Annotated in this window: 17 protein-coding genes; 6 read left to right on the top strand and 11 right to left on the bottom strand. The window is 61.8% G+C overall.

Going from position 1 to position 21,983, the window contains the following annotated elements; translation table 11 throughout:
* The 3 genes from KW839_RS22625 (at nucleotide 1) to KW839_RS22615 (ending at nucleotide 4,165) form a co-directional block, all read left to right on the top strand.
* Entirely contained in the window at nucleotides 1–1,779 is a 1,779-nt protein-coding gene (locus KW839_RS22625) for an acyl-CoA dehydrogenase C-terminal domain-containing protein (protein WP_060543078.1), read from the top strand.
* A gap of 41 nt (nucleotides 1,780–1,820) precedes the next feature.
* On the top strand, nucleotides 1,821–3,464 hold the full coding sequence (locus KW839_RS22620) for a fatty acid--CoA ligase (RefSeq protein ID WP_218425572.1): 1,644 nt from the start codon (nucleotides 1,821–1,823) through the stop codon (nucleotides 3,462–3,464).
* Between the two features lie 353 nt (nucleotides 3,465–3,817).
* On the top strand, nucleotides 3,818–4,165 hold the full coding sequence (locus tag KW839_RS22615; RefSeq protein WP_218425571.1) for a potassium channel family protein: 348 nt from the start codon (nucleotides 3,818–3,820) through the stop codon (nucleotides 4,163–4,165).
* 1,091 nt (nucleotides 4,166–5,256) lie between these two features.
* Here KW839_RS22615 and KW839_RS22610 read toward each other — a convergent pair.
* From KW839_RS22610 to KW839_RS22565, 10 genes are all read right to left on the bottom strand, one after another.
* Nucleotides 5,257–5,478: a formate dehydrogenase subunit delta gene (locus KW839_RS22610; RefSeq protein WP_218425570.1), complete on the bottom strand. Its 222-nt coding sequence runs from the start codon at nucleotides 5,476–5,478 to the stop codon at nucleotides 5,257–5,259.
* A complete protein-coding gene (gene fdhF / locus KW839_RS22605; protein ID WP_218425569.1) occupies nucleotides 5,475–8,357 on the bottom strand; it encodes a formate dehydrogenase subunit alpha in 2,883 nt (960 codons plus the stop codon). The genes KW839_RS22610 and fdhF overlap by 4 nt, the downstream gene beginning before the upstream one ends.
* Nucleotides 8,354–9,913, bottom strand: coding sequence for an NADH-quinone oxidoreductase subunit NuoF (locus tag KW839_RS22600; protein WP_218425568.1), 1,560 nt, complete (start codon nucleotides 9,911–9,913; stop codon nucleotides 8,354–8,356). Before KW839_RS22600 ends, fdhF begins: the two co-directional genes overlap by 4 nt.
* Nucleotides 9,913–10,389 carry a formate dehydrogenase subunit gamma gene (locus tag KW839_RS22595; RefSeq protein ID WP_060543084.1) on the bottom strand — a complete coding sequence of 159 codons (477 nt, stop codon included), beginning with the start codon at nucleotides 10,387–10,389 and terminating at the stop codon, nucleotides 9,913–9,915. Before KW839_RS22595 ends, KW839_RS22600 begins: the two co-directional genes overlap by 1 nt.
* Before the next feature lie 340 nt (nucleotides 10,390–10,729).
* Complete coding sequence (locus tag KW839_RS22590; RefSeq protein ID WP_218425567.1) at nucleotides 10,730–11,674, bottom strand: PDR/VanB family oxidoreductase; 945 nt, start codon at nucleotides 11,672–11,674, stop codon at nucleotides 10,730–10,732.
* Nucleotides 11,671–13,101, bottom strand: a complete 1,431-nt coding sequence (locus KW839_RS22585; RefSeq protein ID WP_218425566.1) for an amidohydrolase family protein — start codon at nucleotides 13,099–13,101, stop codon at nucleotides 11,671–11,673. Before KW839_RS22585 ends, KW839_RS22590 begins: the two co-directional genes overlap by 4 nt.
* A gap of 40 nt (nucleotides 13,102–13,141) precedes the next feature.
* The gene (locus tag KW839_RS22580) at nucleotides 13,142–13,870 is read right to left on the bottom strand and encodes an ABC transporter permease subunit (RefSeq protein ID WP_177336989.1); all 729 of its coding nucleotides are present in this window, start codon (nucleotides 13,868–13,870) and stop codon (nucleotides 13,142–13,144) included.
* Between the two features lie 96 nt (nucleotides 13,871–13,966).
* Nucleotides 13,967–14,809 (bottom strand): ABC transporter ATP-binding protein, encoded by an 843-nt coding sequence (locus KW839_RS22575; protein ID WP_218425565.1) that lies wholly within the window; start codon nucleotides 14,807–14,809, stop codon nucleotides 13,967–13,969.
* 60 nt (nucleotides 14,810–14,869) lie between these two features.
* Nucleotides 14,870–15,895 (bottom strand): aromatic ring-hydroxylating dioxygenase subunit alpha, encoded by a 1,026-nt coding sequence (locus KW839_RS22570; protein WP_034150857.1) that lies wholly within the window; start codon nucleotides 15,893–15,895, stop codon nucleotides 14,870–14,872.
* Nucleotides 15,896–15,970: 75 nt separating this feature from the next.
* A complete protein-coding gene (locus tag KW839_RS22565) occupies nucleotides 15,971–16,993 on the bottom strand; it encodes an ABC transporter substrate-binding protein (protein ID WP_218425564.1) in 1,023 nt (340 codons plus the stop codon).
* 667 nt (nucleotides 16,994–17,660) lie between these two features.
* On the opposite strand from KW839_RS22565, the gene KW839_RS22560 reads away from it, so the two are divergent.
* Nucleotides 17,661–18,473, top strand: coding sequence for an outer membrane protein OmpK (locus KW839_RS22560; protein WP_218425563.1), 813 nt, complete (start codon nucleotides 17,661–17,663; stop codon nucleotides 18,471–18,473).
* A 183-nt stretch (nucleotides 18,474–18,656) separates the two neighbouring features.
* Nucleotides 18,657–19,025, top strand: a complete 369-nt coding sequence (locus KW839_RS22555; protein ID WP_218425562.1) for a PH domain-containing protein — start codon at nucleotides 18,657–18,659, stop codon at nucleotides 19,023–19,025.
* Between the two features lie 279 nt (nucleotides 19,026–19,304).
* On the opposite strand, the gene KW839_RS22550 is transcribed toward KW839_RS22555, so the two are convergent.
* Nucleotides 19,305–19,616, bottom strand: coding sequence for a DUF3077 domain-containing protein (locus KW839_RS22550; protein WP_218425561.1), 312 nt, complete (start codon nucleotides 19,614–19,616; stop codon nucleotides 19,305–19,307).
* Between the two features lie 661 nt (nucleotides 19,617–20,277).
* Here KW839_RS22550 and KW839_RS22545 point away from each other — a divergent pair.
* Entirely contained in the window at nucleotides 20,278–21,690 is a 1,413-nt protein-coding gene (locus KW839_RS22545; protein ID WP_218425560.1) for a PAAR domain-containing protein, read from the top strand.
* The last annotated feature ends 293 nt before the right edge of the window (nucleotides 21,691–21,983 follow it).

The following is a 21,983-nucleotide window of genomic DNA, read 5'->3' as shown; positions in this document are numbered from 1 at the left end:
ATGTCTGAATACAAAGCTCCATTGCGCGACATGCGCTTCGTCCTCAACGAGGTTTTTGACGTATCCCGTCTGTGGGCCGAGTTGCCTGGCCTGGCCGATGTGATCGACGAAGAAACGGCTGCCGCTATCCTTGAAGAAGCAGGGAAAATCACTGGTGAAGTGATTGCCCCGCTGAACCGCAGCAGCGATGAGCAAGGCTGCACCTGGAGCAATGGCGCTGTGTCTGCGCCGGACGGTTTTGCCGCGGCCTACCAGGCCTTCGCCGAAGGCGGCTGGGTGGGTGTGGGTGGTGATCCGGAGTTTGGTGGCATGGGCATGCCCAAGGCCATTTCGGCGCAGGTCGAGGAAATGGTCAACTCGGCCAGCCTGTCCTTCGGTCTGTACCCGATGCTGACGGCGGGCGCCTGCCTGTCGATCAAGGCGCACGCCAGCGAAGAGCTCAAGGCCGCCTACCTGCCGAACATGTACGCCGGCACCTGGACCGGTTCGATGTGCCTGACCGAAGCCCACGCCGGTACCGACCTGGGGCTGATCCGCACCAAGGCCGAACCCCAGGCCGACGGTAGCTACGCGATCAGCGGCAGCAAGATCTTCATCACCGGTGGCGAGCACGACCTGACCGAGAACATCATCCACCTGGTCCTGGCACGCCTGCCGGACGCACCGGCCGGGCCTAAAGGTATCTCGCTGTTCCTGGTGCCCAAGGTGCTGGTCAATGCCGACGGTTCCCTGGGCGAGCGCAACGCGCTGTCCTGCGGTTCGATCGAACACAAGATGGGCATCAAGGCCTCCGCTACCTGCGTGATGAACTTCGACGGCGCCACCGGCTGGATCGTCGATGCGCCGAACAAGGGCCTGGCGGCGATGTTCACCATGATGAACTACGAGCGTCTGGGTGTTGGCATCCAGGGTCTGGCGCAAGGCGAGCGTTCCTACCAGAACGCCGTGGCCTACGCCCGTGACCGCCTGCAAAGCCGTGCGCCGACCGGTGCGCAGAACAAGGACAAGTCCGCCGACCCGATCATCGTCCACCCGGACGTACGTCGCATGCTGTTGACCATGAAAGCCTTGAACGAAGGCGGTCGTGCATTCTCCAGCTACGTGGCCCTGCAACTGGACATCGCCAAGTACAGCGAAGACGCCGCAGCCCGTACCCGCGCGCAAGAACTGGTAGCGCTGCTGACCCCGGTGGCCAAGGCGTTCCTCACCGACATGGGTCTGGAAACCACCATCCACGGCCAGCAGGTGTTTGGTGGCCACGGCTTTATCCGCGAGTGGGGCCAGGAGCAACTGGTGCGTGATGTGCGCATCACCCAGATCTACGAAGGCACCAACGGCATCCAGTCCCTGGACCTGGCCGGGCGCAAGATCGTCGGCAGCGGCGGCGCACTGTATCGACTGTTCGCCACCGAGATTCGCGATTTCACCGCCGGCGCCAGCGCCGACCTCGCTGAGTTCATCCAGCCGTTGAATGCCGCCGTCGACACCCTCGACGACCTGACCGCATGGCTGCTGGACCGCGCTCAACAGAACCCGAATGAAATCGGTGCGGCCTCGGTCGAGTACCTGCAAGTGTTCGGCTACACCGCCTATGCCTACATGTGGGCACTGATGGCCAAGGCGGCCAAGGACAAGCAAGGCGAAGACGACTTCTACACCAGCAAGCTGGCCACTGCGCGCTTCTACTTCGCCCGCCTGCTGCCGCGCATTCACTCGTTGAGCGCATCGGCCAAGGCCGGCAGCGACTGCCTCTATCAACTGGATGCAGCGCAGTTCTAAGAACTGCGCCTACGCATAGAAAGGATCAGGAACAAATACCCATGATGGCGACAAAAATAATCCCGCCGGCCGACGGTGCCTACACCTATCCCTTGCTGATCAAGCAACTGCTGCTGTCCGGTGAGCGCTACGAGCCGGGCCGGGAAATCGTCTACGCCGACAAACTGCGCTACAGCTACAAGACGCTCAACCAGCGCATCCGCCGCCTGGCCAATGCGCTGACGGCAGCCGGCGTTAAAGCCGGCGACACCGTGGGCCTGCTGGACTGGGACAGCCACCGCTACCTGGAATGCTTCTTCGCCGTACCGATGATCGGCGCGGTGCTGCACACCGTAAACATTCGCCTGTCCCCGGATCAGGTGCTCTACACCATGAACCACGCCGAGGACGACCTGGTGCTGGTGCATGATGACTTCCTGCCGCTGGTCGAGCAGGTTCAGGATCGCCTGACCACCGTCAAAGGCTTCATCCAGCTCACCGATGACAGCGCCGCCGAGACTTCGCTGCCGGTACTGGGCGAATACGAGCAGTTGCTGTGCGCGGCGTCGGACCAGTACGAGTTCCCGGACTTCGACGAGAACTCGGTGGCGACCCTGTTCTACACCACCGGCACCACCGGCGCGCCAAAAGGGGTGTACTTCACCCATCGCCAACTGGTTCTGCACACCCTCAATGCCGCCGGTACCCTGGGTGGTTATCAAGGCCAGCCACTGCTGCGCTCCGATGACGTGTACATGCCGATCACGCCGATGTTCCACGTGCATGCCTGGGGCGTGCCTTATGTCGCGACCCTGATGGGCATCAAGCAGGTCTACCCTGGCCGCTATGAACCCAACAGCCTGGTCCGGCTGCACCGCGAAGAGAAGGTGACCTTCTCCCACTGCGTGCCGACCATTTTGCAAATGATCCTCAACTGTGAGGAAGGCAAGGCCGCCCGTTTCGACGGCTGGAAAATGCTCCTGGGCGGCAGCGCGCTGACCCTCGGCATCGCCAGCGACGCCAGCGCCAAAGGCATGGTGGTACACGCCGGCTACGGCATGTCGGAAACCTGCCCGTTGCTGTGCCTGACCTACCTGCGTGATGAAGACCTCAAGCTGCCGATGCAAGGTCAGCTGCCGATCCGCATCAAGACTGGCACGCCGGTGCCGATGGTCGACCTGAGAATCGTCGACGGCAATGGCAAAGACGTCGCCCACGATGGTGAGTCTCTGGGCGAGATCGTTGTGCGTGCGCCATGGCTGACCCAAGGCTATCTGAAGGAGCCGGAAAAAGGCGCCGAGCTCTGGGAAAACGGCTGGCTGCACACCGGCGACCTGGCTTCCATCGACGCCATGGGTGGCGTGGAAATCAAGGACCGCATCAAGGACGTGATCAAGACTGGCGGCGAGTGGATCAGCTCCCTGGACCTTGAGAACCTGATCAGCGAGCACGAGGCTGTCATGTCCGTCGCGGTGGTGGGTATTGCCGACGAGCAATGGGGCGAACGCCCGATGGCGCTGGTGGTGTGCGAGCCTGGCCAGTACCTGGACCGCAAGATCCTCGAAGCCCATCTGCAGACCTTCGTTGAATGCGGTCGCATCAACAAGTGGGCGATTCCCAAGCAGTTCAAGTTCGTCACCGAAATCCCCAAGACCAGCGTTGGCAAGATCAACAAAAAGCTGATCCGCGAAAGCGAAACCAACTGAGCCTCACATCCTCGGGCGCTGCCTCTTTGAGTGCATGCGCTGCCGGGGAGGGATAAGCCTGTCATTACCTCGGTGGCAGGCGGATTCTGGATAGCATCGGCGGGCTTATCTTTGCCATAGTCATGGCAAGACAAACCGCTGAGCGCCATGCCGACGGCGAGCAGGGCAGGGGAAATCCGCTGATGGATCAGCGGATTTCTCACTGTCGTGCGCATCCAGCCAGGTTTGCGTTCATTGACGGGCAGCGCTCGGTTGCTCGCAAGTGAAAGTCGAGCGGCAAATTCTGGCACTTGTGCCAAGCTCATTGGTGCCCAATCGCCTGTCGCCCAGGCAATCCAGAGGAAACCCATGACATGAACCTCATCCGCTCAAAAAACGTCCGCCGTGAATTCTACAAAGCCGTATGGTTCTACTTTCGCGTGGTCTGGCCGATCTTTTCCATATTGATTGCCCTGATCGTCGCGCTCGGGCTGATCATCGGTCACCTGGAAGGCTGGGCGCCCTATGACGGTATCTACTTTGGCTTCGTGACCGGTTTGACCATCGGCTACGGCGAGCTTGTGCCCAAGCTGCCGATCTCTCGGGTATTGGCAATTATCCTCGGTTTCAACGGCGTACTGATGACCGCGATCTTTGCGGCGATCAGCGTGCGGGCGATTGAAGCTACGATCGGTGCCGAGAAAGACCAGGAGCCGGAGTAACCCTGTCTATCTCAGCGACACCGTCCCACTGTAGGAGCGAGCACGCTCGCGATGGACGCTAACGATAACGCAGGCTCCCTGGCTAACCGCAGCGCTCTTTAATCCATCGCGAGCAGGCTCGCTCCTGCAGTTTTTTCAGCCTGCTCCACCGAGTACAAGTCCACGCCCTGATGTTCCGTCTGCCAGGCGCTTGTCATCACACACAACCCCCTGTAGGAGCGTAATGCTGTTCACTTAAGCAGGGTCACACACTTGTGGCGAGGGGGCTTGCCCCCGTGGGTCGCGGAGCGGCCCCAATACCTGCCACCGAGGTGTATCAGGTACGTCGCGTGTTATGGTTTTACGACTGCTCCGCAGCCGAACGGGGGTAAACCCCCTCGCCACAAGGTGTGCCCCCCGCTTAAGTGAACAGTATTACCCTGTAAGAGCGAGCATGCTCGCGATGGTCGTTAACGATAACGCAGGCTCCTTGGCTAACCGCAGCACCTGTAGGAGCGAGCACGCTCGCGATGGACGCTAACGATAACGCGGGCTCCCTGGCTAACCGCAGCGCTCTTTAATCCATCGCGAGCAGGCTCGCTCCTACAGTTTTTTCAGCCTGCTCCACCGAGTACAAGTTCACGCCCTGATGTTCCGTCTGCCAGGCGCTTGTCATCACACACAACCCCCTGTAGGAGCGTAATGCTGTTCACTTAAGCAGGGTCACACACTTGTGGCGAGGGGGCTTGCCCCCGTGGGTCGCGGAGCGGCCCCAAAACCTGCCACCGAGGTGTATCAGGTACGTCGCGTGTTATGGTTTTACGACTGCTCCGCAGCCGAACGGGGGTAAACCCCCTCGCCACAAGGTGTGCCCCCCGCTTAAGTGAACAGTATTACCCTGTAAGAGCGAGCATGCTCGCGATGGTCGTTAACGATAACGCGGGCTCCCTGGCTAACCGCAGCACCTGTAGGAGCGAGCACGCTCGCGATGGACGCTAACGATAACGCGGGCTTCCTGGCTAAACGCGGCGCTCTTTAGTCCATCGCGAGCATGCTCGCTCCTGCAGTTTTTCAGCCTGCAGGTCAGGGGTATCGCCCAGGATCGTGCAAACCTAAGCCCCCCAACCCGCCCCACTCACCGCCGCCTGCACCAGCGGATGCAATTGCGCCCCCTGATGCTCCATCTGCCAGGCCAACAACTCCTTGCGCATGCTCGGCGCCCAATACATCTGCAAATGATTACGCACGCCCAGCACCGCCTGCTCCTGGTCCGGCTGGCTGGCAAAGTACTGGGCGATCTGGTTGGCCATCTTGATCAGGTTGTCCGTACTCATCGGCGTACCTCCGCTTTATCACCACGGGCGTGTCGACGATCCTTGAGCAATCGGTCCTGTTCGTCACTGAATGCCTGGAAGCGCTTCTGCCACTCCGACGGGTGATACACGCGGCTGACTTCCACCGCCGTCACCTTGTACTCCGGACAGTTGGTGGCCCAGTCGGAGTTGTCGGTGGTAATCACGTTGGCCCCCGATTCCGGGAAGTGGAACGTGGTGTACACCACGCCCGGCGCAACCCGTTCGGTGATCCGCGCCCGCAATACCGTCTGCCCGGCACGGCTGCCAATACCAACCCAGTCCCCTTCGTTGATACCACGGCTTTCAGCGTCGGTCGGATGGATTTCCAGCCGGTCTTCGTCATGCCAGGCCACGTTCTCTGTACGCCGGGTTTGAGCGCCAACGTTGTACTGGCTGAGGATGCGCCCGGTGGTCAGCAGCAGCGGATAACGACTGTTGACCTTCTCCTCGGTCGGCACGTACCCGGTCAGCATGAAACGCCCCTTGCCACGCACGAACTCCTCGATGTGCATGGTCGGCGTACCGTCCGGTGCCGCCGCGTTGCACGGCCATTGCAGGCTGCCGTGGCGATCCAGTTCGGCGTAGTTGACGTTGGTGAAGGTCGGCGTCAGGCGGGCGATTTCATCCATGATTTGCGATGGATGCTGGTAGTGCATCGGGTAGCCCAAAGCGTTGGCCAGCGCCACCGTACCTTCCCAGTCGGCCTTGCCGCCCAGCGGGTCCATGACCTTGCGCACCCGCGAGATACGTCGTTCGGCGTTGGTAAAGGTGCCGTCTTTTTCCAGGAACGAAGCGCCCGGCAAAAACACATGGGCGAACTTCGCGGTTTCGTTGAGGAAAATATCCTGCACCACCACGCACTCCATGGCCGACAGCGCCGCAGTGACGTGCTGAGTATTCGGATCGCTCTGGGCAATGTCCTCACCCTGGCAATACAGGCCCTTGAAACTGCCGGCCAGGGCCGACTCGAACATGTTGGGGATACGCAGGCCCGGCTCGGACTGCAGAGTAACGTTCCACGCCTGCTCGAACTGCGTGCGCACCACCTCGTTGGATATGTGCCGGTAGCCGGGCAACTCGTGGGGGAACGAGCCCATGTCACAGGAGCCCTGAACGTTGTTCTGCCCCCGCAGCGGGTTCACGCCCACGCCTTCGCGGCCGATGTTGCCGGTGGCCATGGCCAGGTTGGCAATGCCCATGACGGCGGTGCTGCCCTGGCTGTGCTCGGTGACGCCGAGGCCGTAGTAGATCGCCGCGTTGCCGCCGGTGGCATACAGGCGCGCAGCGGCACGAATGTCGGCAGCAGGCACACCGCAGATCGCGCCCAGCATTTCCGGCGAATTTTCCTGTCGGCTGACGAACTCGCGCCAGTTGGCGAAATCACTGCCCTCGCAACGGGCGTCGATAAAGGCCTGATTGAGCAAGCCTTCGGTGACGATCACATGGGCCAGTGCGTTGAGCATGGCGACGTTGGTGCCGGGGCGCAGAGCCAGGTGCAGTTCAGCACGGGCATGCACCGAATCCACCAGATCAATGCGGCGTGGATCGATGACGATCAGCCGAGCGCCTTCACGCAGACGGCGCTTGAGCTGGGAAGCGAATACCGGGTGCGCATCGCTCGGGTTCGCGCCCATCACCAGAATCACGTCAGCCTGCATCACCGAGTCGAAACTCTGGGTGCCGGCGGACTCGCCCAACGTTTGCTTCAGGCCATAACCAGTCGGCGAATGGCAAACCCGCGCACAGGTGTCGACGTTGTTATTGCCGAACGCCGCGCGCACCAGCTTTTGCACCAGATAGGTTTCTTCGTTGGTGCAGCGGCTGGAGGTAATCCCACCAATGGAGTCGCGGCCATATTTTTGCTGCAACCGACGGAATTCGCTGGCGGCATAGGTCACCGCCTCATCCCAGCTGACTTCCTGCCAAGGGTCGTTGATGTGCTGGCGGATCATCGGCTTGGTAATGCGATCCGGGTGGGTGGCGTAGCCCCAGGCAAAGCGCCCCTTGACGCAGGAGTGGCCGTGGTTGGCCTGGCCGTTCTTGTCCGGAACCATGCGCACCAACTGGTCGCCTTTCATCTCGGCGCGGAACGAACAGCCCACGCCGCAATAGGCACAGGTGGTGATCACGCTGCGCTCGGGCTGACCCAGTTCGACCACGCTTTTTTCCATCAGGGTCGCAGTCGGGCAGGCTTGCACACAGGCGCCGCAGGACACGCATTCCGAATCGAGGAAGTTATCCCCACCGGCAGCGGCCACCCGGGATTCAAAACCGCGCCCGGTAATGGTCAGGGCAAAGGTGCCCTGGGTTTCTTCACAGGCGCGCACGCAGCGGTTGCAGACGATGCACTTGCTCGGATCGTAGTCGAAGTAGGGGTTGGATTTGTCCTTCACATCGGCCAGATGGTTGTCGCCTTCGTAGCCGTAACGCACCTCCCGCAGACCGACCTGACCGGCCACGGTTTGCAGCTCGCAGTTGCCGTTGGCCGAGCAGGTCAGGCAGTCCAGCGGGTGATCGGAGATGTACAACTCCATCACGTTGCGGCGCAGGGTCGCGAGCTTCGGCGTCTGGGTGTGCACGCTCATGCCTTCAGTCACTGGCGTGGTGCAGGACGCGGGGTAGCCGCGCATGCCGTCGATCTCCACCAGGCACATGCGGCAGGAGCCGAAGGCTTCCAGGCTGTCGGTGGCGCAGAGTTTGGGAATGGTGGTGCCCAGCAACGCAGCGGCGCGCATCACCGAAGTGCCTTCGGGCACGCTGATGCTGCGGCCGTCGATGTTCAGGGTGACCTGCACCTGGCTGTCGCGGGCGGGAGTACCAAGGTCAATGTCTGTTTTCGGGTCGAAGAGAGTGATCATTGCTCGGCCTCCGGGGGCAACAAGCCGAAGTCGGCGGGGAAGTGCTTGAGGGCGCTGGCGACCGGAAAGGACACCATGCCGCCCAACGCGCACAGCGAACCGTATTGCAGGGTGTCGCACAGGTCCTTGAGGATGATCACCTGCTCATCGCGCCCGTTCGGGTCTTGCGCGGCCAGCAACCGGTCGATTACCTCCACGCCCCGGGTCGAGCCGATGCGGCACGGCGTGCATTTGCCACAGGATTCCTCGGCGCAGAACTCCATGGCGAAGCGCGCCATGTGAGCCATGTCCAAGGTGTCGTCCGCCACCACCACACCACCGTGACCGAGCATCGCGCCTATGGCGGCAAAGGCTTCGTAATCCAGCGGCGTATCGAACTGAGAAGGTGGCACCCAGGCGCCGAGCGGGCCACCCACCTGCGCAGCCTTCAGCGGTCGACCACTGGCAGTCCCGCCGCCGTAGTCATCCACCAGCTCGCGCAGGGTCAGGCCAAAGGCTCGTTCCACCAGCCCGCTGCGACGCACATTGCCCGCCAACTGGAAGGGCATGGTGCCCAGGGAACGGCCCATGCCGTAATCGCGATAGAACTGCGCGCCCTTGGCCAGAATCAGCGGCACCGAGGCCAAAGTCAGCACGTTATGCACAAGCGTCGGCTGGCCGAACAATCCCTTCAAGGCGGGGATCGGCGGCTTGGCACGGACGATGCCGCGCTTGCCTTCGAGGGAGTCCAGCAGCGCGGTTTCTTCACCGCAGATGTAGGCGCCGGCACCGACCCGCACTTCCATATCGAAAGCCTGACCGCTGCCGCCGACATTGGCGCCTAGGTAACCATTCTTCCGGGCAATCTCCAGCGCGTTGCGCAGGATGGCCACGGCATCCGGATATTCCGAGCGCACATAGATGTAGCCATAAGTGGCGCCGACGCACAGGCCGGCAATGGCCATCCCTTCGATGAGCAGGAAGGGGTCGCCTTCCATCAACATGCGATCGGCAAAGGTGCCGGAGTCGCCTTCGTCGGCGTTGCACACGATGTACTTTTGCGCCGCTTCAGTCGCGCGCACCGTGCGCCATTTGATCCCGGCGGGGAAGGCCGCGCCGCCACGGCCACGCAGGCCGGAGTCGAACACTTCAGTCGCAGTCCGTTCGCCACCGAGGGTGACGGCTCTTTTCAAACCCTCGAAACCGCCATGATCCAGGTAATCGTCGATGTACAGCGGCCGGGTGATGCCAGCGCGGGCAAACAGCAGGCGTTGTTGAGTCTTCAGATAGGGCAACTCTTCCACCAGACCCAGGGCCAATGGATGAGCAGACGGCTCGCCTTTCAGGGCTTCGAGCACTGACGGTACATCGTCAGCAGTCAGTGGGCCGAAGCCGAAACGACCTTGCGGCGTATCCACTTCCAGCAATGGTTCCAGCCAGTACAGGCCACGCGAGCTGGTGCGGTTTATCACCAGCGGTACAACGCGACCCCGGCCATGGATGACAAGGGCCTCCACGACCTCTTCGGCACCCACGGCACGGGCTACCGAATCACGAGACACATAGAAAGCGGGCATTATGCGTCCTCCCGGCAAGCGTCGAGCAGAGCATCCAGCCGTTCAGCAGTCAGCCGCGCATGCACCCGGCCATCCAGCTCCAGCGCCGGCGAACAGGCGCATGCCCCCAGGCAATACACCGGCCGCAAACTGATGCTGCCATCGGCGCTGCTGCCGTGATCGTCCAGTTGCAGACGTTCGCGCAACTGCGCCGCCAACTGCTCGGCACCACGACTCTTGCACGACTCGGCCCGGCACAGCCGCAGGATATGCCGCGCGGGCGGCGCGGTACGGAAATCATGGTAAAAACTGATCACCCCACGAACCTCGGCCTGACTCTGGTTCAGCGCATGAGCAATCTCGGGGACGGCGGCATCGGGGATGTACCCAATGCGCTCCTGAATATCATGAAGAATGGGCAACAGCGCACCCGCAGAGCCCTTGTGGCGCTCCAGCAGGCTGTTGACCAAAGGCAGGTGCAACTCAACATCAGGCATTCAGCAATCCTCACGGTCACGGACACACAAGAGGGTAGTCGGTTGTCCGGAAGTGTTGGCTGCGGCACTCACACCACGTCACGGCATCGTGGCAATTTGGCCGTTGGCCAGGGCACCCTGAGCGGGCATCTTGTTGTGCCCGGTGCGGTCTTCGCCGCGCCTCTGAAAGGGCATAAAACCCAGATTGCCACGGGGGCGTTGATTCAGCTGTACCAAAGCGACGTGCTTGGTTCTGTCTGCGACCACCTATTAAGTCTAGAAGAGTGCGGCGCAAATGTTGGGTTGGGCATCTACGGACGGCCCAACCAGGCCCGATTTGACGGGCCTCATTCCTCACCGCTCAGGCATCCAGCACCAGGCGTGTGCCGCGACTACCGGAAACGCAGGGCGCGATCCATTCACCACTTTGGCGCTGGGCGTCATTCAGGCAGTCGTCGCGGTGTTCCGGTTCGCCTTCAAGCACCCGGCACACGCAAGCGCCGCACATGCCCATGCCACAGGAAAACTCCAGACTGACCCCAACCCGCGCCGCCGCCTCGATCAGGCTTTCCCCGGCTTGCACCTGTACCTCACAACCACTGCGTCGCAGCTCCAGCGAAAAGCTCTGCGCCTCATGGTTCGCGGGCTGCCGGGCCTGGAAGTGCTCGCGATACAGGGCTGAGGCCGGCCAGTTCGCCTTTAGCGCCGCCTGTTCGACGGTGTCCATGAAGCCGGTCGGGCCGCAGCAGTACAAGCCGGCGGTGCTTTGCCAGGCGGGAAATTGACTGGTCAGCAGCTCGGCGATCTGCCCGGCGCGCAACCCGCCGTACCACTGGACGTCGGCGCCCAGGCGTTGGATGAAAGGCGCCTGGCGCGTCTCCCGGGTGAAGTACAGCAAGCGCACGGGTCGACCTTCGGCCAGGCATTGGCGATACATTGGCAGCAACGGCGTAATGCCGATGCCCGCTGCCACCAGCGTCACCGGCCCGTTGCCCGGTTGCAGGGCAAACAGATTGCGTGGCGCGCTGACTTCGATCTGCGCACCCAGGCGCAGTTGCTCGTGCAGCCAGCGCGAGCCACCCCGGGAGGTGGGCTCGCGCTTGATCCCCAGGTACAGGTGGCCATCTTCCGGCAGGCTCAGCACCGAGTACTGGCGCACCGCGCCGTTGCCCAGGCGCAGGTCGACATGGGCGCCTGGCGTCCAGGTGAAGGGCAGGGGCGCGGCGTCGACGGGGGCCAGTTCGATACCCAGAACATCGTCGGCTTCCAGGCGCAGGCTGCGCACGTGCAGGGCAGACCAGCTCATGCGCGTACTCCTGCGGCCTGCTGCAAGCGGCGCACCGCGTCCCGGGCCTGGGCGCCGAGTTCGGCCAGGTCGAGGTCGGGCAGTTGGTCGTTGTCGACGGTCAACCGCCCGCCCACCAGCAAGGCGCGCAAGGTCGGGCGTCCGCCTCCCACCACCGGGCCGATCGCCGGGTCGTGCAGGCCGAAGTAGCGCGGCTGGTCGAGGCGGTAGATCGCCACGTCGGCCGCCATGCCCACCTGCAGGCTGCCGACGGCGTCCAGGCCCAACACCTTGGCCCCGCCGGCGGTACCCCAGCGCACCACGTCTTCCACCGTTGCCGCGTGGGCACCGCCTTCCTCGTCGCCGCCGGCATGACGCGGCCGGGTGCGTTCGCCGGCCTTGGCCCGCTGCATCAGCCAGGCGGCATGGGTTTCGCTGATCATGTCGCAGGCCTCGTTGGAGGCGGCGCCGTCCACGCCGATCGACACCTGCATCCCGGCGGCTTCCATGGCCACCACATCGGCGATGCCGCTGCCCAGGCGGCCATTGCTTTGCGGGCAATGGGCGATGCCCGTGCCGCTGGCCCCGAGCATCCGGATTTCTTCGGCGTCGAGTTTCACCAGATGGGCGAACCACACGTCCGGCCCCAGCCACTCCTGCTCGGCACAGAACACCACCGGCGACATGCCATGGCGTTGTTGCACCTCATTCTGGTATTCGACGGTTTCGCTCAGGTGGCTGTGCAGGCGAATGCCCAGCCGCCGGGCGACCCGGGCAGTTTCGCGCAGGTGCTCCGCCGGCATGGAGTAGGGCGGGCTGGTGGGCGCCATCACCACCCGGCGCCAGGCGTCGGCGGCCGGGTCGTGGTAACGGCGCACCAGGCGTTCAACGTCGCCCAGGTACTGCTCCAGAGTCTCCGGCCCGGCCACCGCGTTGCCTTCGGCTTGCCGCGCCTGCGTGGCGCCGCCACGGCACAGGACAAAACGCAGCCCCAGCCGTTCGGCTTCCTCGAACAGCACCTCGGCGCTGTCGAAGGCCATGCCCGGCAAATACAGGTAATGGTGGTCGGCGACGGTGGCGCAGCCGGAGCGCGCCAACTCGACCAGACCAATGCGTGCGGCCAGGCGAAAGCTCTGCTCGTCAAACAGGCCGCGATAGCGATAGGGCACGGCCCCAAGCCAGGCCCCCAGGCTCTGGTCGATGCCTGCGGGAATGCCCTTGAGCAGCGACTGGAACAGGTGATGGTGGGTATTGACCCAGGCCGGGTAGACCACGCAATCGGTGGCATCCAGCACGCGCTCCCCGGGCAGGGCTTGCAGGGCGCCGATGGCAGCGATGCGCCCGTCGACGATGCGAATATCGGGCCCGGCATGGCGTGCCGCCGCGCCGGACAAACCGGTGAGAATGGCGCTGGCATTGCGCACCAGCCAGCTGTTTTGAAACGTCATGTGAGGCTCCATACGCCGCACCTGCGGCGGACTCAAAGGGTTAGCCGAGTTCGCTTTCGTGCCAGTTGCGCAGGCTCAACCGGGCCAGCAGGGCCATCAGGCTGAACAGCGCGACACCGGTCAGGGCGATCAGCAGCAGGGCGGCGAAAAGCCTTGGAATATTCAGTTGAAAGCCGGCCTGGAGAATCTGGTACGCCAGCCCGGCGCCAGTGCCCCCGGTGCCGGCGACGAACTCCGCCACCACCGCGCCGATCAAGGCCAGCCCGCTGGCAATGCGCAACCCGGCAAAAAAGCACGGCAGGGCGCTGGGAATGCGCAGGCGCAGCAACACCTGCCAACGGCTGGCGCGGTTCAGGCGGAACAGATTAAGCAGGCCGGGGTTGACGCTGCGCAGGCCCAGTACGGTGTTGGCGATGATCGGGAAGATCGCCACCAGGGTCGCGCAAATCACCAACGCCAGCGTGGTGTTGCTGCACCAGATGATGATCAGCGGCGCCACCGCCACTACCGGCGTGACCTGCAACAGGATGGCGTAGGGGAACAGGCTGGCTTCCAGCACCCGGCTCTGCACGAAGACAAAGGCCGCCAACGTGCCGATCAGCACCGCCAGGGCGAACGAGAAGAAGGTGATCTTCAAGGTCATCCACAACGCACCCAGCAGCATCGGGCCATCGCTGATCAAGGTGCGGCCGATATCGGCCGGGGAGGGCACCAAGTACACCGGCACCTGCCAGGCCACGCAGGCCAGTTGCCACAGACCGAGCAACACGGCGCCGAGCAGCAGCGGCGAGACGATGCGCAACACTGTGGGGTGACGCAACCAGGGAGTAAAGGATGGGCTCATGATCGGGCTCTCATAGTGAAATCAGCAAAGGTCGCCATTGGCCTCGGCCAGCAGCCGGGACAGGCGTGCGCACTGCTCGATAAAGGCCGGGGAAGTGCGGTAGGCCTCGTCCCGCTCCAGGGGGCCGTCGATCTCGATGTCGGCGATTACCCGGCCGGGGCGCGCGCCCATCACCACCACCCGCGACGACAGGTACACCGCCTCGAAAATGCTGTGGGTGACGAACACCACGGTCAGGTCGCGGCTGGCCCACAGCTGGCGCAGGTCGCTGTCGAGCTTGTTGCGAGTGAACTCGTCCAGGGCGCCGAACGGCTCATCCATCAGCAGCAGATTGGGCTCGGTGGCCAGGGCCCGGGCGATGGATGCGCGCATTTGCATGCCGCCGGACAGCTCCCGCGGGTACACCTGACTGAAGCGGTCCAGGCCGACAAGGGCCAGCGCCGCATCGACCTTGGGCTGGCTCTGGGTTTTGGGTACACCGGCCAGGTCCAGGGGCAGGCGCACGTTATCGCTGACCCGTGCCCAGGGCATCAGGGTCGCCTCCTGGAACACCATGGCCAGGCTTTGCCCTTGCGTCGGGCTGGCCGGGCTGTCCTTGCCCCACCAGCGCACATGGCCGGCGGAGGGCTGTTCGAGGCCGGCGAACATCTTCAGCAAGGTGCTCTTGCCGCAGCCCGAAGGGCCGAGCAACGACACGAACTCGCCGCGCTGAATCGCCAGCTTCACCCGGCTCAAGGCCTGGGTGCCATTGCTGTAGGTTTTTTCCACCTGGTTGGCGAACAGCGGCGTTTGCACACCGACGCTGTCGGTGCCGGGCAACGCCTGTGGCCGGGCGTCGGCTGGAGTTATGGTTTGCATCAACATAGCGCTCTCCCCTGGGGTCATGAGCGACCGGATAAGCCCCGGCGCACCGGGGCGCTGAACTCAGTGGCTGAGGAACACTTCGCTTTCGCCGTGGGCTTCGAGCAGGCCCAGCAGTTGCCGACGAATCACCAGGCCGGGCTTGTCCGACGGCATGTGCAGTTCCACCCTGCGCCGGGTGTCGACACAGGCGTCGTAATCGGTAGCTTCGAGGATGTCGCGGTCTTCGGCGGTGATCGCCGCGTCCCAGTCGATCAGCTCCTGGGTCGAGCATTGTTCCTCGCTGTCGTTGCGGTACAGCCACTGGACCAGCATCAGGCGCCCGTCTTCCATGGGTGTCGCGCAGTTGTAGATGATGTGGTGGATGCCGCTGTCCGGGTACATACAGCCAAAGCGCCGGGAGAAAGGCAGGTAATAACGGTTGATCAGGTGGCGCTGGGTGATCGGCTCGCGGGTGCCGGTGATGCGAAAGCTTTCCTCGGGGTTGCGAATCGGCACCCGGGTTTCGGCCTCGAAGCCGTAGTCGGTTTCGCGGAACTCGTAGCCGGCCGGCGCCGGCTGGTCGAACAGGCCGAAGTTGGCCTTATGGACGAAGGAAAAGTGCGAGTTGTCGAAGGAGTTTTCCATGACCCGCAGCGGGCTGGTTTTCCACTCTTCATAAAACTGGAAGATGCGCCGGTAGCCCGGTGCGCCGTCTTCGGGAAACTCAGGGATAGGCTGCAGCGGATCGTCGAGGGCGACCCAGGCGTAGCCGTATTTTTCCTGGCAGTGAAAGGCCTGGACCGAGGCGCCCGGCGGGATCATGCCCGCGGGGTTTTGCGGGATCTTCACGCAGGTGCCGGTGCAGTCGTATTCCCAGCCGTGATAGCCGCAGGCGATGTTGCCGTCCTCGCTGACGAAGCCCTTCGAAAGCTTGGCGGTGCGGTGGCAGCAACGGTCGCGCATGGCCACCGGGGTGCCGTCGGGGCGCTTCCACAGCACCAGGGCTTCACCCAGCAGCGTGAAGGGTTGCGGGCCGGCATCCAGTGCGGTCATGGGCAGCAGGGCGTACCAGAAGCGGCGCAATACAGGTTGTTTGGTAACCAACATAACAAGTGTCCTCACGGTGTTCGTTCAGCCGGCTCTTGGGCCCGGGCTTTGGGTGCAAAGTTGGTGCAATCGGGCTTAGCGGCTGGCGGCCTGCTCGGCAGTCGGCAGCACCTTCAGGTCCTGGACGAAGCGCGTGGTATAGGCCTTCTGCCAAGGCGCATCGGCACCGAGCAGGCCGGCTTCGACCATGAAATTGCGGGTGGCCTGCCAGCGCGCATCGCTCATCACGCCGATGCCCTGGGTGGCGGCATCGCCGCCGGTGACCAGGCGGTATTGCTTGAGGGTCGACAAGCCCCAGGCGAGCAGCTCATCGCTCATGTTCGGGTTGTCGGCCTTGATCAGGTGGTTGGCGCTCGGGTTGTCCAGGTAACGCTTCCAGCCCTCCATCGAGGCGCGGACAAAACGCTGGACCCGGTCAGGGTGCTGATCGATCACGTCCTGACGGGTGGCCAGGGTCGAGCCGTAGGGCGGGTAGCCGGCGTCGGCGAACAGGAAAAAGTTGGCTTTCTCCCCGGTCTTCATCGCCTGGAACAACTCGGAACTGGCATAGGCCTGCTGCGTGGTGTTGGCGTCGGCGAGGAAGGGTTGCAGGTTGAAGGTGTAAGGCCGGGCCTGGCTGTCCTTGAGTTGGTACTTGCCCTTGAGCCACGGCCACCAGGTTTGCTGGCCTGAGGTGGACACCAGAACCTGCTTGTTCTGCAGGGCGTCCAGGCCACTGACATCGGCATGGGTCAACAAGCCCTGGGGGTCGCCCTGAAACGGCGCGGCCACGGCTACCACGGGCAGGCCTTGCTCCACGCTCTTGAGGATCTGCAAGTCGTAGTTGACGATGAAGTCGGCCTGCTTGTTGACCAGCAACTGCATGCCATTGACCTGCGGCCCACCCATGCGAATGGTCACGTCCAGGCCTTCTTTCTCGTACAAACCATCGGCCAGGGCCTGATAGAAACCACCCTGTTCGGCCTGGGCATACCAGGAGGTCAGCAGCACTACCTTTTCATTGGCCAGGGCCAGCGGAGACGCAACCAGGGCAGCGGGCACGAGGGCCATGGCCAGTAGCGAGCGAAGCGGTTGACCCAAGGCAAAGCGAATTTTCATGATGTGTTCTCCACAACGATTCGAAAACCGCCGCGCGCCAATCGGCACGCCAGCGAGGGACCGACTGGAGAGAACGTGGGAAGAGAGAGGGCGCCAAGGCGTAGTCACGCGGCTAACACTTCTCTCTTGCCCGGGGCGTTGGCGCCGCGTTCAAGCATCCAATCGGACGTACGCCCACAGGGAAGGGCGCAAGAGCAATGCCCGGTGCCATGGCTGGCACTGACCGCTTCTACTCGAGGGGAGCTAAAGCCAGAAGTGTGCCAAGTTGTTGCTGCCCCGCAGTCAGGGGATTCGGCGTTTCAGGCGCTCGGGGAGCAGTGGGGAGATGAATCGCGATGGTGCGAATTTTTCTGGGCGGGCCTCAAGTTGGTGCGCAGCGAATTCGCCGATTGAGTGTGCAGTTTTAGGCGTGGATTGTGCTGAATGGGGCTTGCTGATTGTATTCGATCAGTTGGCACAACCCGTGCTAAGTCCCGTATCGAGTAGAAGCGGTCAGCACTGAGCGGCTCCAACAGGACCCAAGGTGCAGGGCATTGCTCTGGCGGCATTACGCCGCGTACCCGGCAAGGGGCGCCCCTCATTACGTTGAGGGCCAGAACAGTGGCTAACCCGCAGCTCGGGCATGCCTTGCCGGTGATATCCGCCAATCACCTGACAAGGGCAGCCCATGAAAACATCTACATTACTTGCACCTCTTTTGCGCCGCAGCCTGCTGCCGCTGTTCGCCCTGGCCAGCGCCGGCGTCGAAGCCGGCCCGTTGTTGTGGAACGACAACAGCCTGAGCTACCTCTACGGCCAGCACTTCAAAGTCGACGGCACCGGCGACGACACCCAGCAAACAATCACCTTCGAACACGCCAGCGGCTGGACCTGGGGCGACGTCTTCATGTTCGTCGACAACAAATGGTCCAACGGCCTCTCGGGTGACGACGGCCATTCCTACTACGGCGAATTCTCCCCGCGCCTGTCCCTGGGTAAAATCAGCGACCGCGATCTGAGCTACGGCATCATCAAGGACGTGCTCATCGGCGCCACCTACGAACGCGGCAAAGACCGCAACCGCAAATACCTGCTCGGCCCCGCCGTCGACCTCGCCCTGCCAGGCTTCGATCGCTTCTCCCTGAACACCTACTACCGCAAACCCGACGGCATCACCGGCAAGGCCTCCGGCCAATGGCAAATCAACCCCACCTGGTCCATGACCCTCCCGCTGGGCCGCTCCGACATCCTCTTCGACGGCTACCTGGAGTGGTACGTCAACGACGTCGGCACCAAAGGCACCTCCGACTACGTAGCCAAGAGTTTGCACTTCAACCCGCAGATCAAATACGACGTGGGCAAGGCGCTGGGGCAACGGCAGAAGCAGTTTTATGCGGGGATCGAGTGGGATTACTGGTCGAATAAATACGGGATTGAAGACACTTCAGGATTTGAAACAGACCAGAACGCGCTGAGTCTCTTGCTGAAGGTACATTTTTGACGGGAAAGCGTGACGGGTAGGACGTTTGACCGGGGTGCGTGGTGCCCCGGTTTCACCCTGTCACAATTTTCGACGCCGTTTTCTGTAGGGCTTGTGGGAGATTTCCCTGTCTTGATTCGCCCCCGATGCCCAGGTACGTCACGATCAGCCTGGAACTCACCGCCAGAAAACAGGGAAAAGCAGATGATTGATTTCAACAACAAAGGCTTCTTCAAACTCAAGCAAAACGAAGAATACGCAGAACGCGTCAGTGCCCTGCTGCTGGACGGCGAGCAAGTGATCGACGCCTACAAATCCATTCGCGATGGCGTAGTGTTCACCAACAAACGCATCATCGCCGTCAACGTCCAGGGCATCACCGGCAGCAAAAAAGACTTCACCTCGCTGCCCTACAAAAACATCGTCGCCTACTCCGTAGAAACCTCCGGCACCTTCGACCTGGATTCGGAACTGGAGATCTACTTCTCGTCCCTGGGCAAAGTGAAATTCGAATTCACCGGCAAGACGTCCATGGTAGAAATCTCAAAACTGATCTCCCAACACCTGCTCTGACCCGCTCTAATCGAAACCCCGAAACCCAGGGCTGACGCGCACTCCCTGCTGATGCGCATCCCCCTGTGGGAGCCAGCCCTGCTGGCGATAGCGCCAGCCCAACCGGCCTCAATGCTGAGATGCACCGCAAACCCGATCACACACCAGGGTCAACCGATGCCGGCCACTCACCACAACCCTGTGGGAGCGGGCTTGCCCGCGATAGCGCCAGCCCAGCCAACACAAATGCTGAATCAGCGACCACCCTCGCAAACAACCCACACCCCACAGGCCCAAACACTAAGCCCCAGCTTTTTCTCCCGCCTTCTTGGATACCGGCATACAAACCCGATCCCGAGTCAGCACCTTCACCGCATCATCCACCAACGCCTTACTCATCGAAGTCAGATAATGCGCAGCCCAAGCGTGTCGGTCGGTGTCTCTGGCATAAGCAGCATCCTCAGTGAGCGTTTTAGCCAGGAACAGAAAATCGGAGGCCATGGACAACGCATCGCCGAGAGGAACGCCGCGAGTGACATGAAATAGTGGTTGATCCGCGCAGTAGATCGCGGGTGTCAGGCCGATGGTCTTGAGTTCAGGTTGTTCGGTCATTGGCCACCTCCGAGGATGGAGAGGCAATGGGGGAGGGGGTTACGCGATTGGGAATTGCGTTGAGGGGAAAGCCAAATTTCAAACGGATTTGTCTTGGTCATGGTCAACATCCTTGATTTGAGGAGCTGCCACGAGCCTTCTCACAGGCTTGGGTGACAGCCGTGCGCGGGGTGAGAAACCGGCAATCAAGGCAACCGGTAGACCCGAAGGTCTCCCACGCACAGCCGCCATAAAGCCATATCGCAGACGAAAAAAAACGCCACGACAGGTTTTGGGGCGCTTTGCGCCTTGATTGTTTCGGGCTCTCACACCCGGTCGCTGAATTGGCAGCGACGGCGGAAGGGTATCGTGCAGTCACCACTGGTGCAACCACCAATCGAGCAGTACATGACTTGCCGCCGAGAAGATGGTGGGGCGAAGGACGTTTCGTTTTGAGTATCCCTTTTGTAGGAACCAAGCACGAACGGGTATTTGCCTTATCTCCATTGTTGTCGCCTTTTTCCGCCTACTTTGTGGGATTTTTCCTGATTTTTTAGGCCATCTTGAGTTTCCTCTCTGTCCGCGTATTTTGCGTTAAGCCGCTCATCCCGAGCCGGCTTATCGATCGTTAACAGTGGCGCGCTTTCCATCACTGGGGAGCCCTTAGAGAGGGAGTTCAGCAATGGCCAAAGGGCATTTCATTCGCCTGGGTGACGAGACCACTTGCGGCGGCAAGGTGTTGGAAGCCGACACACGCGTCATGATGTTTGGTATCGCCCATGCTCGTGAAGGCGACCGCGTTTCCTGCGGGAAAAACGACGAAACCTACAAGATCGCGGGAGGCGCCTCCTACATCAACAGTCATGGCAGGATCGTGGCGGGCTCGCTGGACAGCTACAGCACCTGCCCGTGCAGAGCCAGGTTGATCCCGTCGGTTTTCACCGCCAGTTATGAGTCGAGCCACAGTGCTGCGCCCCAATCCACAAGGGCCGCGTCCCAACCGACCACGCCTCTCGCCGGCAATCCGGTAGCGCCACGATCAGCCGGTTTCGCGTCCGCGTCGAACACTCCCAAGCCAGTGCCCGTCGGCAGTGCAGCGGCCCAGGAACCGGGCTTTTACATCGTGCCAAAGAGCACCACCCGTGAACAGCTGGAAGCCTCCCTGTTCACCCTGCGTGACCCGGCGGTGATGGGCAAATTCAAGCTGCTCAATCCGAACCTGCGCGACGTCAAAGCCGGTTCGATGATCGTGCTGAGCGACCCCAAAAATTACCAATGCACCCGTGAAGAAGCCCTGCTCATGGACGTGGCAGCCAAGACCAATCAGATCATTGAAACGCTTAGCCCAGAAGAGGCGGATTTCATGGTGCAGCACCGTGATGCCATTCAGACCTTCCTGGGACATGGCTCGACCGCAATCGGCGTTGGTGCGAGTGTTCTCAAAAACAATCTGGATAGCGTCAGCGACACCCTGAAAAAAATCGAAGCGTTGCATCAGTATTCATTTCTGCGCGATGGCCACCTGAGTTCACCGACGTTTCTGGCAGAACGCCAAAAGCTGCTCGCTCAACTCGATATCCATATGACAAGCCTCACGCGCAAAGGCATCGGTTTCCCCGATCATCCCAATTTGAATCGTGCAATGTTTCTCTCGCCTCCCAGCCTGCTACATCGCTGGACTGAAGCCGGCGGCGTAGGGCAGATGCCGGGATACGCCACTCATCTAGAGGGGGTGGCCAAGGCTTCCAAATACCTCAAATACGGAGGCTGGGTTGGCACTGCGGTCGGTGGAGGGGCGTCGGCCATGAAGGTGCAAGATGTGTGTTCGGCGGGAAACACCGAAGCATGCGAACGAATCAGGTTCACGGAAACGAGCAGTTTTGCTGGGGGGATCGCTGGTGGTGCCATGGCAGGTGCATTACTAACAACTTCTGCAGTTGGCGGACTTTGCATTGGGCTGGGTGTAGCGACAGCAGGTGTTGGTCTGCTGGCGTGCAGTGTCATCGCGGTTGGCATTGGTTCTTTTGCGGGCAGCACGCTTGGTGAGATGGGTGGCGAAATAATTGGCGAACTTGTTTATGAGAATTTGAAATGACTACTGCGGAATTGGTTGTCGGCAGTTCGTGTGGAGTTGTGCTCATCAGCATGTTTGTCTGGCTCGCGGTTGCGCTATATCTTGGCTACACAAAAACTGACGTGTTGCTGAATTCTTTCAAAAACAGTTCTTCAGCCATTACCATTTCCACACGCAAATACAAGGGTGTTGCCGCTGACCGAAAACTGACCCAGTAAAGGCTGTTCTGCCGACTGAAAACTGACCCAGGTGTTCAACTGCTTCTGCTCAATTTTTGAGCAGGAGAACACAGGGTGATCAGCATGGAAATGATG

This window comes from Pseudomonas sp. PDM31 (genome assembly GCF_019218965.1).
Classification (GTDB): Bacteria; Pseudomonadota; Gammaproteobacteria; order Pseudomonadales; family Pseudomonadaceae; genus Aquipseudomonas.
This window is presented reverse-complemented; position numbering and strand designations above follow the sequence as displayed.

What these genes read in the sequence shown, in the direction of transcription:
- KW839_RS22625 (WP_060543078.1), top strand. Translation starts at nt 1, where the DNA reads ATGTCTGAATACAAAGCTCCATTGCGCGACATGCGCTTCGTCCTCAAC.
- KW839_RS22620 (WP_218425572.1), top strand. Translation starts at nt 1,821, where the DNA reads ATGATGGCGACAAAAATAATCCCGCCGGCCGACGGTGCCTACACCTAT.
- KW839_RS22615 (WP_218425571.1), top strand. Translation starts at nt 3,818, where the DNA reads ATGAACCTCATCCGCTCAAAAAACGTCCGCCGTGAATTCTACAAAGCC.
- KW839_RS22610 (WP_218425570.1), bottom strand. Translation starts at nt 5,478, where the DNA reads ATGAGTACGGACAACCTGATCAAGATGGCCAACCAGATCGCCCAGTAC.
- fdhF (WP_218425569.1), bottom strand. Translation starts at nt 8,357, where the DNA reads ATGATCACTCTCTTCGACCCGAAAACAGACATTGACCTTGGTACTCCC.
- KW839_RS22600 (WP_218425568.1), bottom strand. Translation starts at nt 9,913, where the DNA reads ATGCCCGCTTTCTATGTGTCTCGTGATTCGGTAGCCCGTGCCGTGGGT.
- KW839_RS22595 (WP_060543084.1), bottom strand. Translation starts at nt 10,389, where the DNA reads ATGCCTGATGTTGAGTTGCACCTGCCTTTGGTCAACAGCCTGCTGGAG.
- KW839_RS22590 (WP_218425567.1), bottom strand. Translation starts at nt 11,674, where the DNA reads ATGAGCTGGTCTGCCCTGCACGTGCGCAGCCTGCGCCTGGAAGCCGAC.
- KW839_RS22585 (WP_218425566.1), bottom strand. Translation starts at nt 13,101, where the DNA reads ATGACGTTTCAAAACAGCTGGCTGGTGCGCAATGCCAGCGCCATTCTC.
- KW839_RS22575 (WP_218425565.1), bottom strand. Translation starts at nt 14,809, where the DNA reads ATGTTGATGCAAACCATAACTCCAGCCGACGCCCGGCCACAGGCGTTG.
- KW839_RS22570 (WP_034150857.1), bottom strand. Translation starts at nt 15,895, where the DNA reads ATGTTGGTTACCAAACAACCTGTATTGCGCCGCTTCTGGTACGCCCTG.
- KW839_RS22565 (WP_218425564.1), bottom strand. Translation starts at nt 16,993, where the DNA reads ATGAAAATTCGCTTTGCCTTGGGTCAACCGCTTCGCTCGCTACTGGCC.
- KW839_RS22560 (WP_218425563.1), top strand. Translation starts at nt 17,661, where the DNA reads ATGAAAACATCTACATTACTTGCACCTCTTTTGCGCCGCAGCCTGCTG.
- KW839_RS22555 (WP_218425562.1), top strand. Translation starts at nt 18,657, where the DNA reads ATGATTGATTTCAACAACAAAGGCTTCTTCAAACTCAAGCAAAACGAA.
- KW839_RS22550 (WP_218425561.1), bottom strand. Translation starts at nt 19,616, where the DNA reads ATGACCGAACAACCTGAACTCAAGACCATCGGCCTGACACCCGCGATC.
- KW839_RS22545 (WP_218425560.1), top strand. Translation starts at nt 20,278, where the DNA reads ATGGCCAAAGGGCATTTCATTCGCCTGGGTGACGAGACCACTTGCGGC.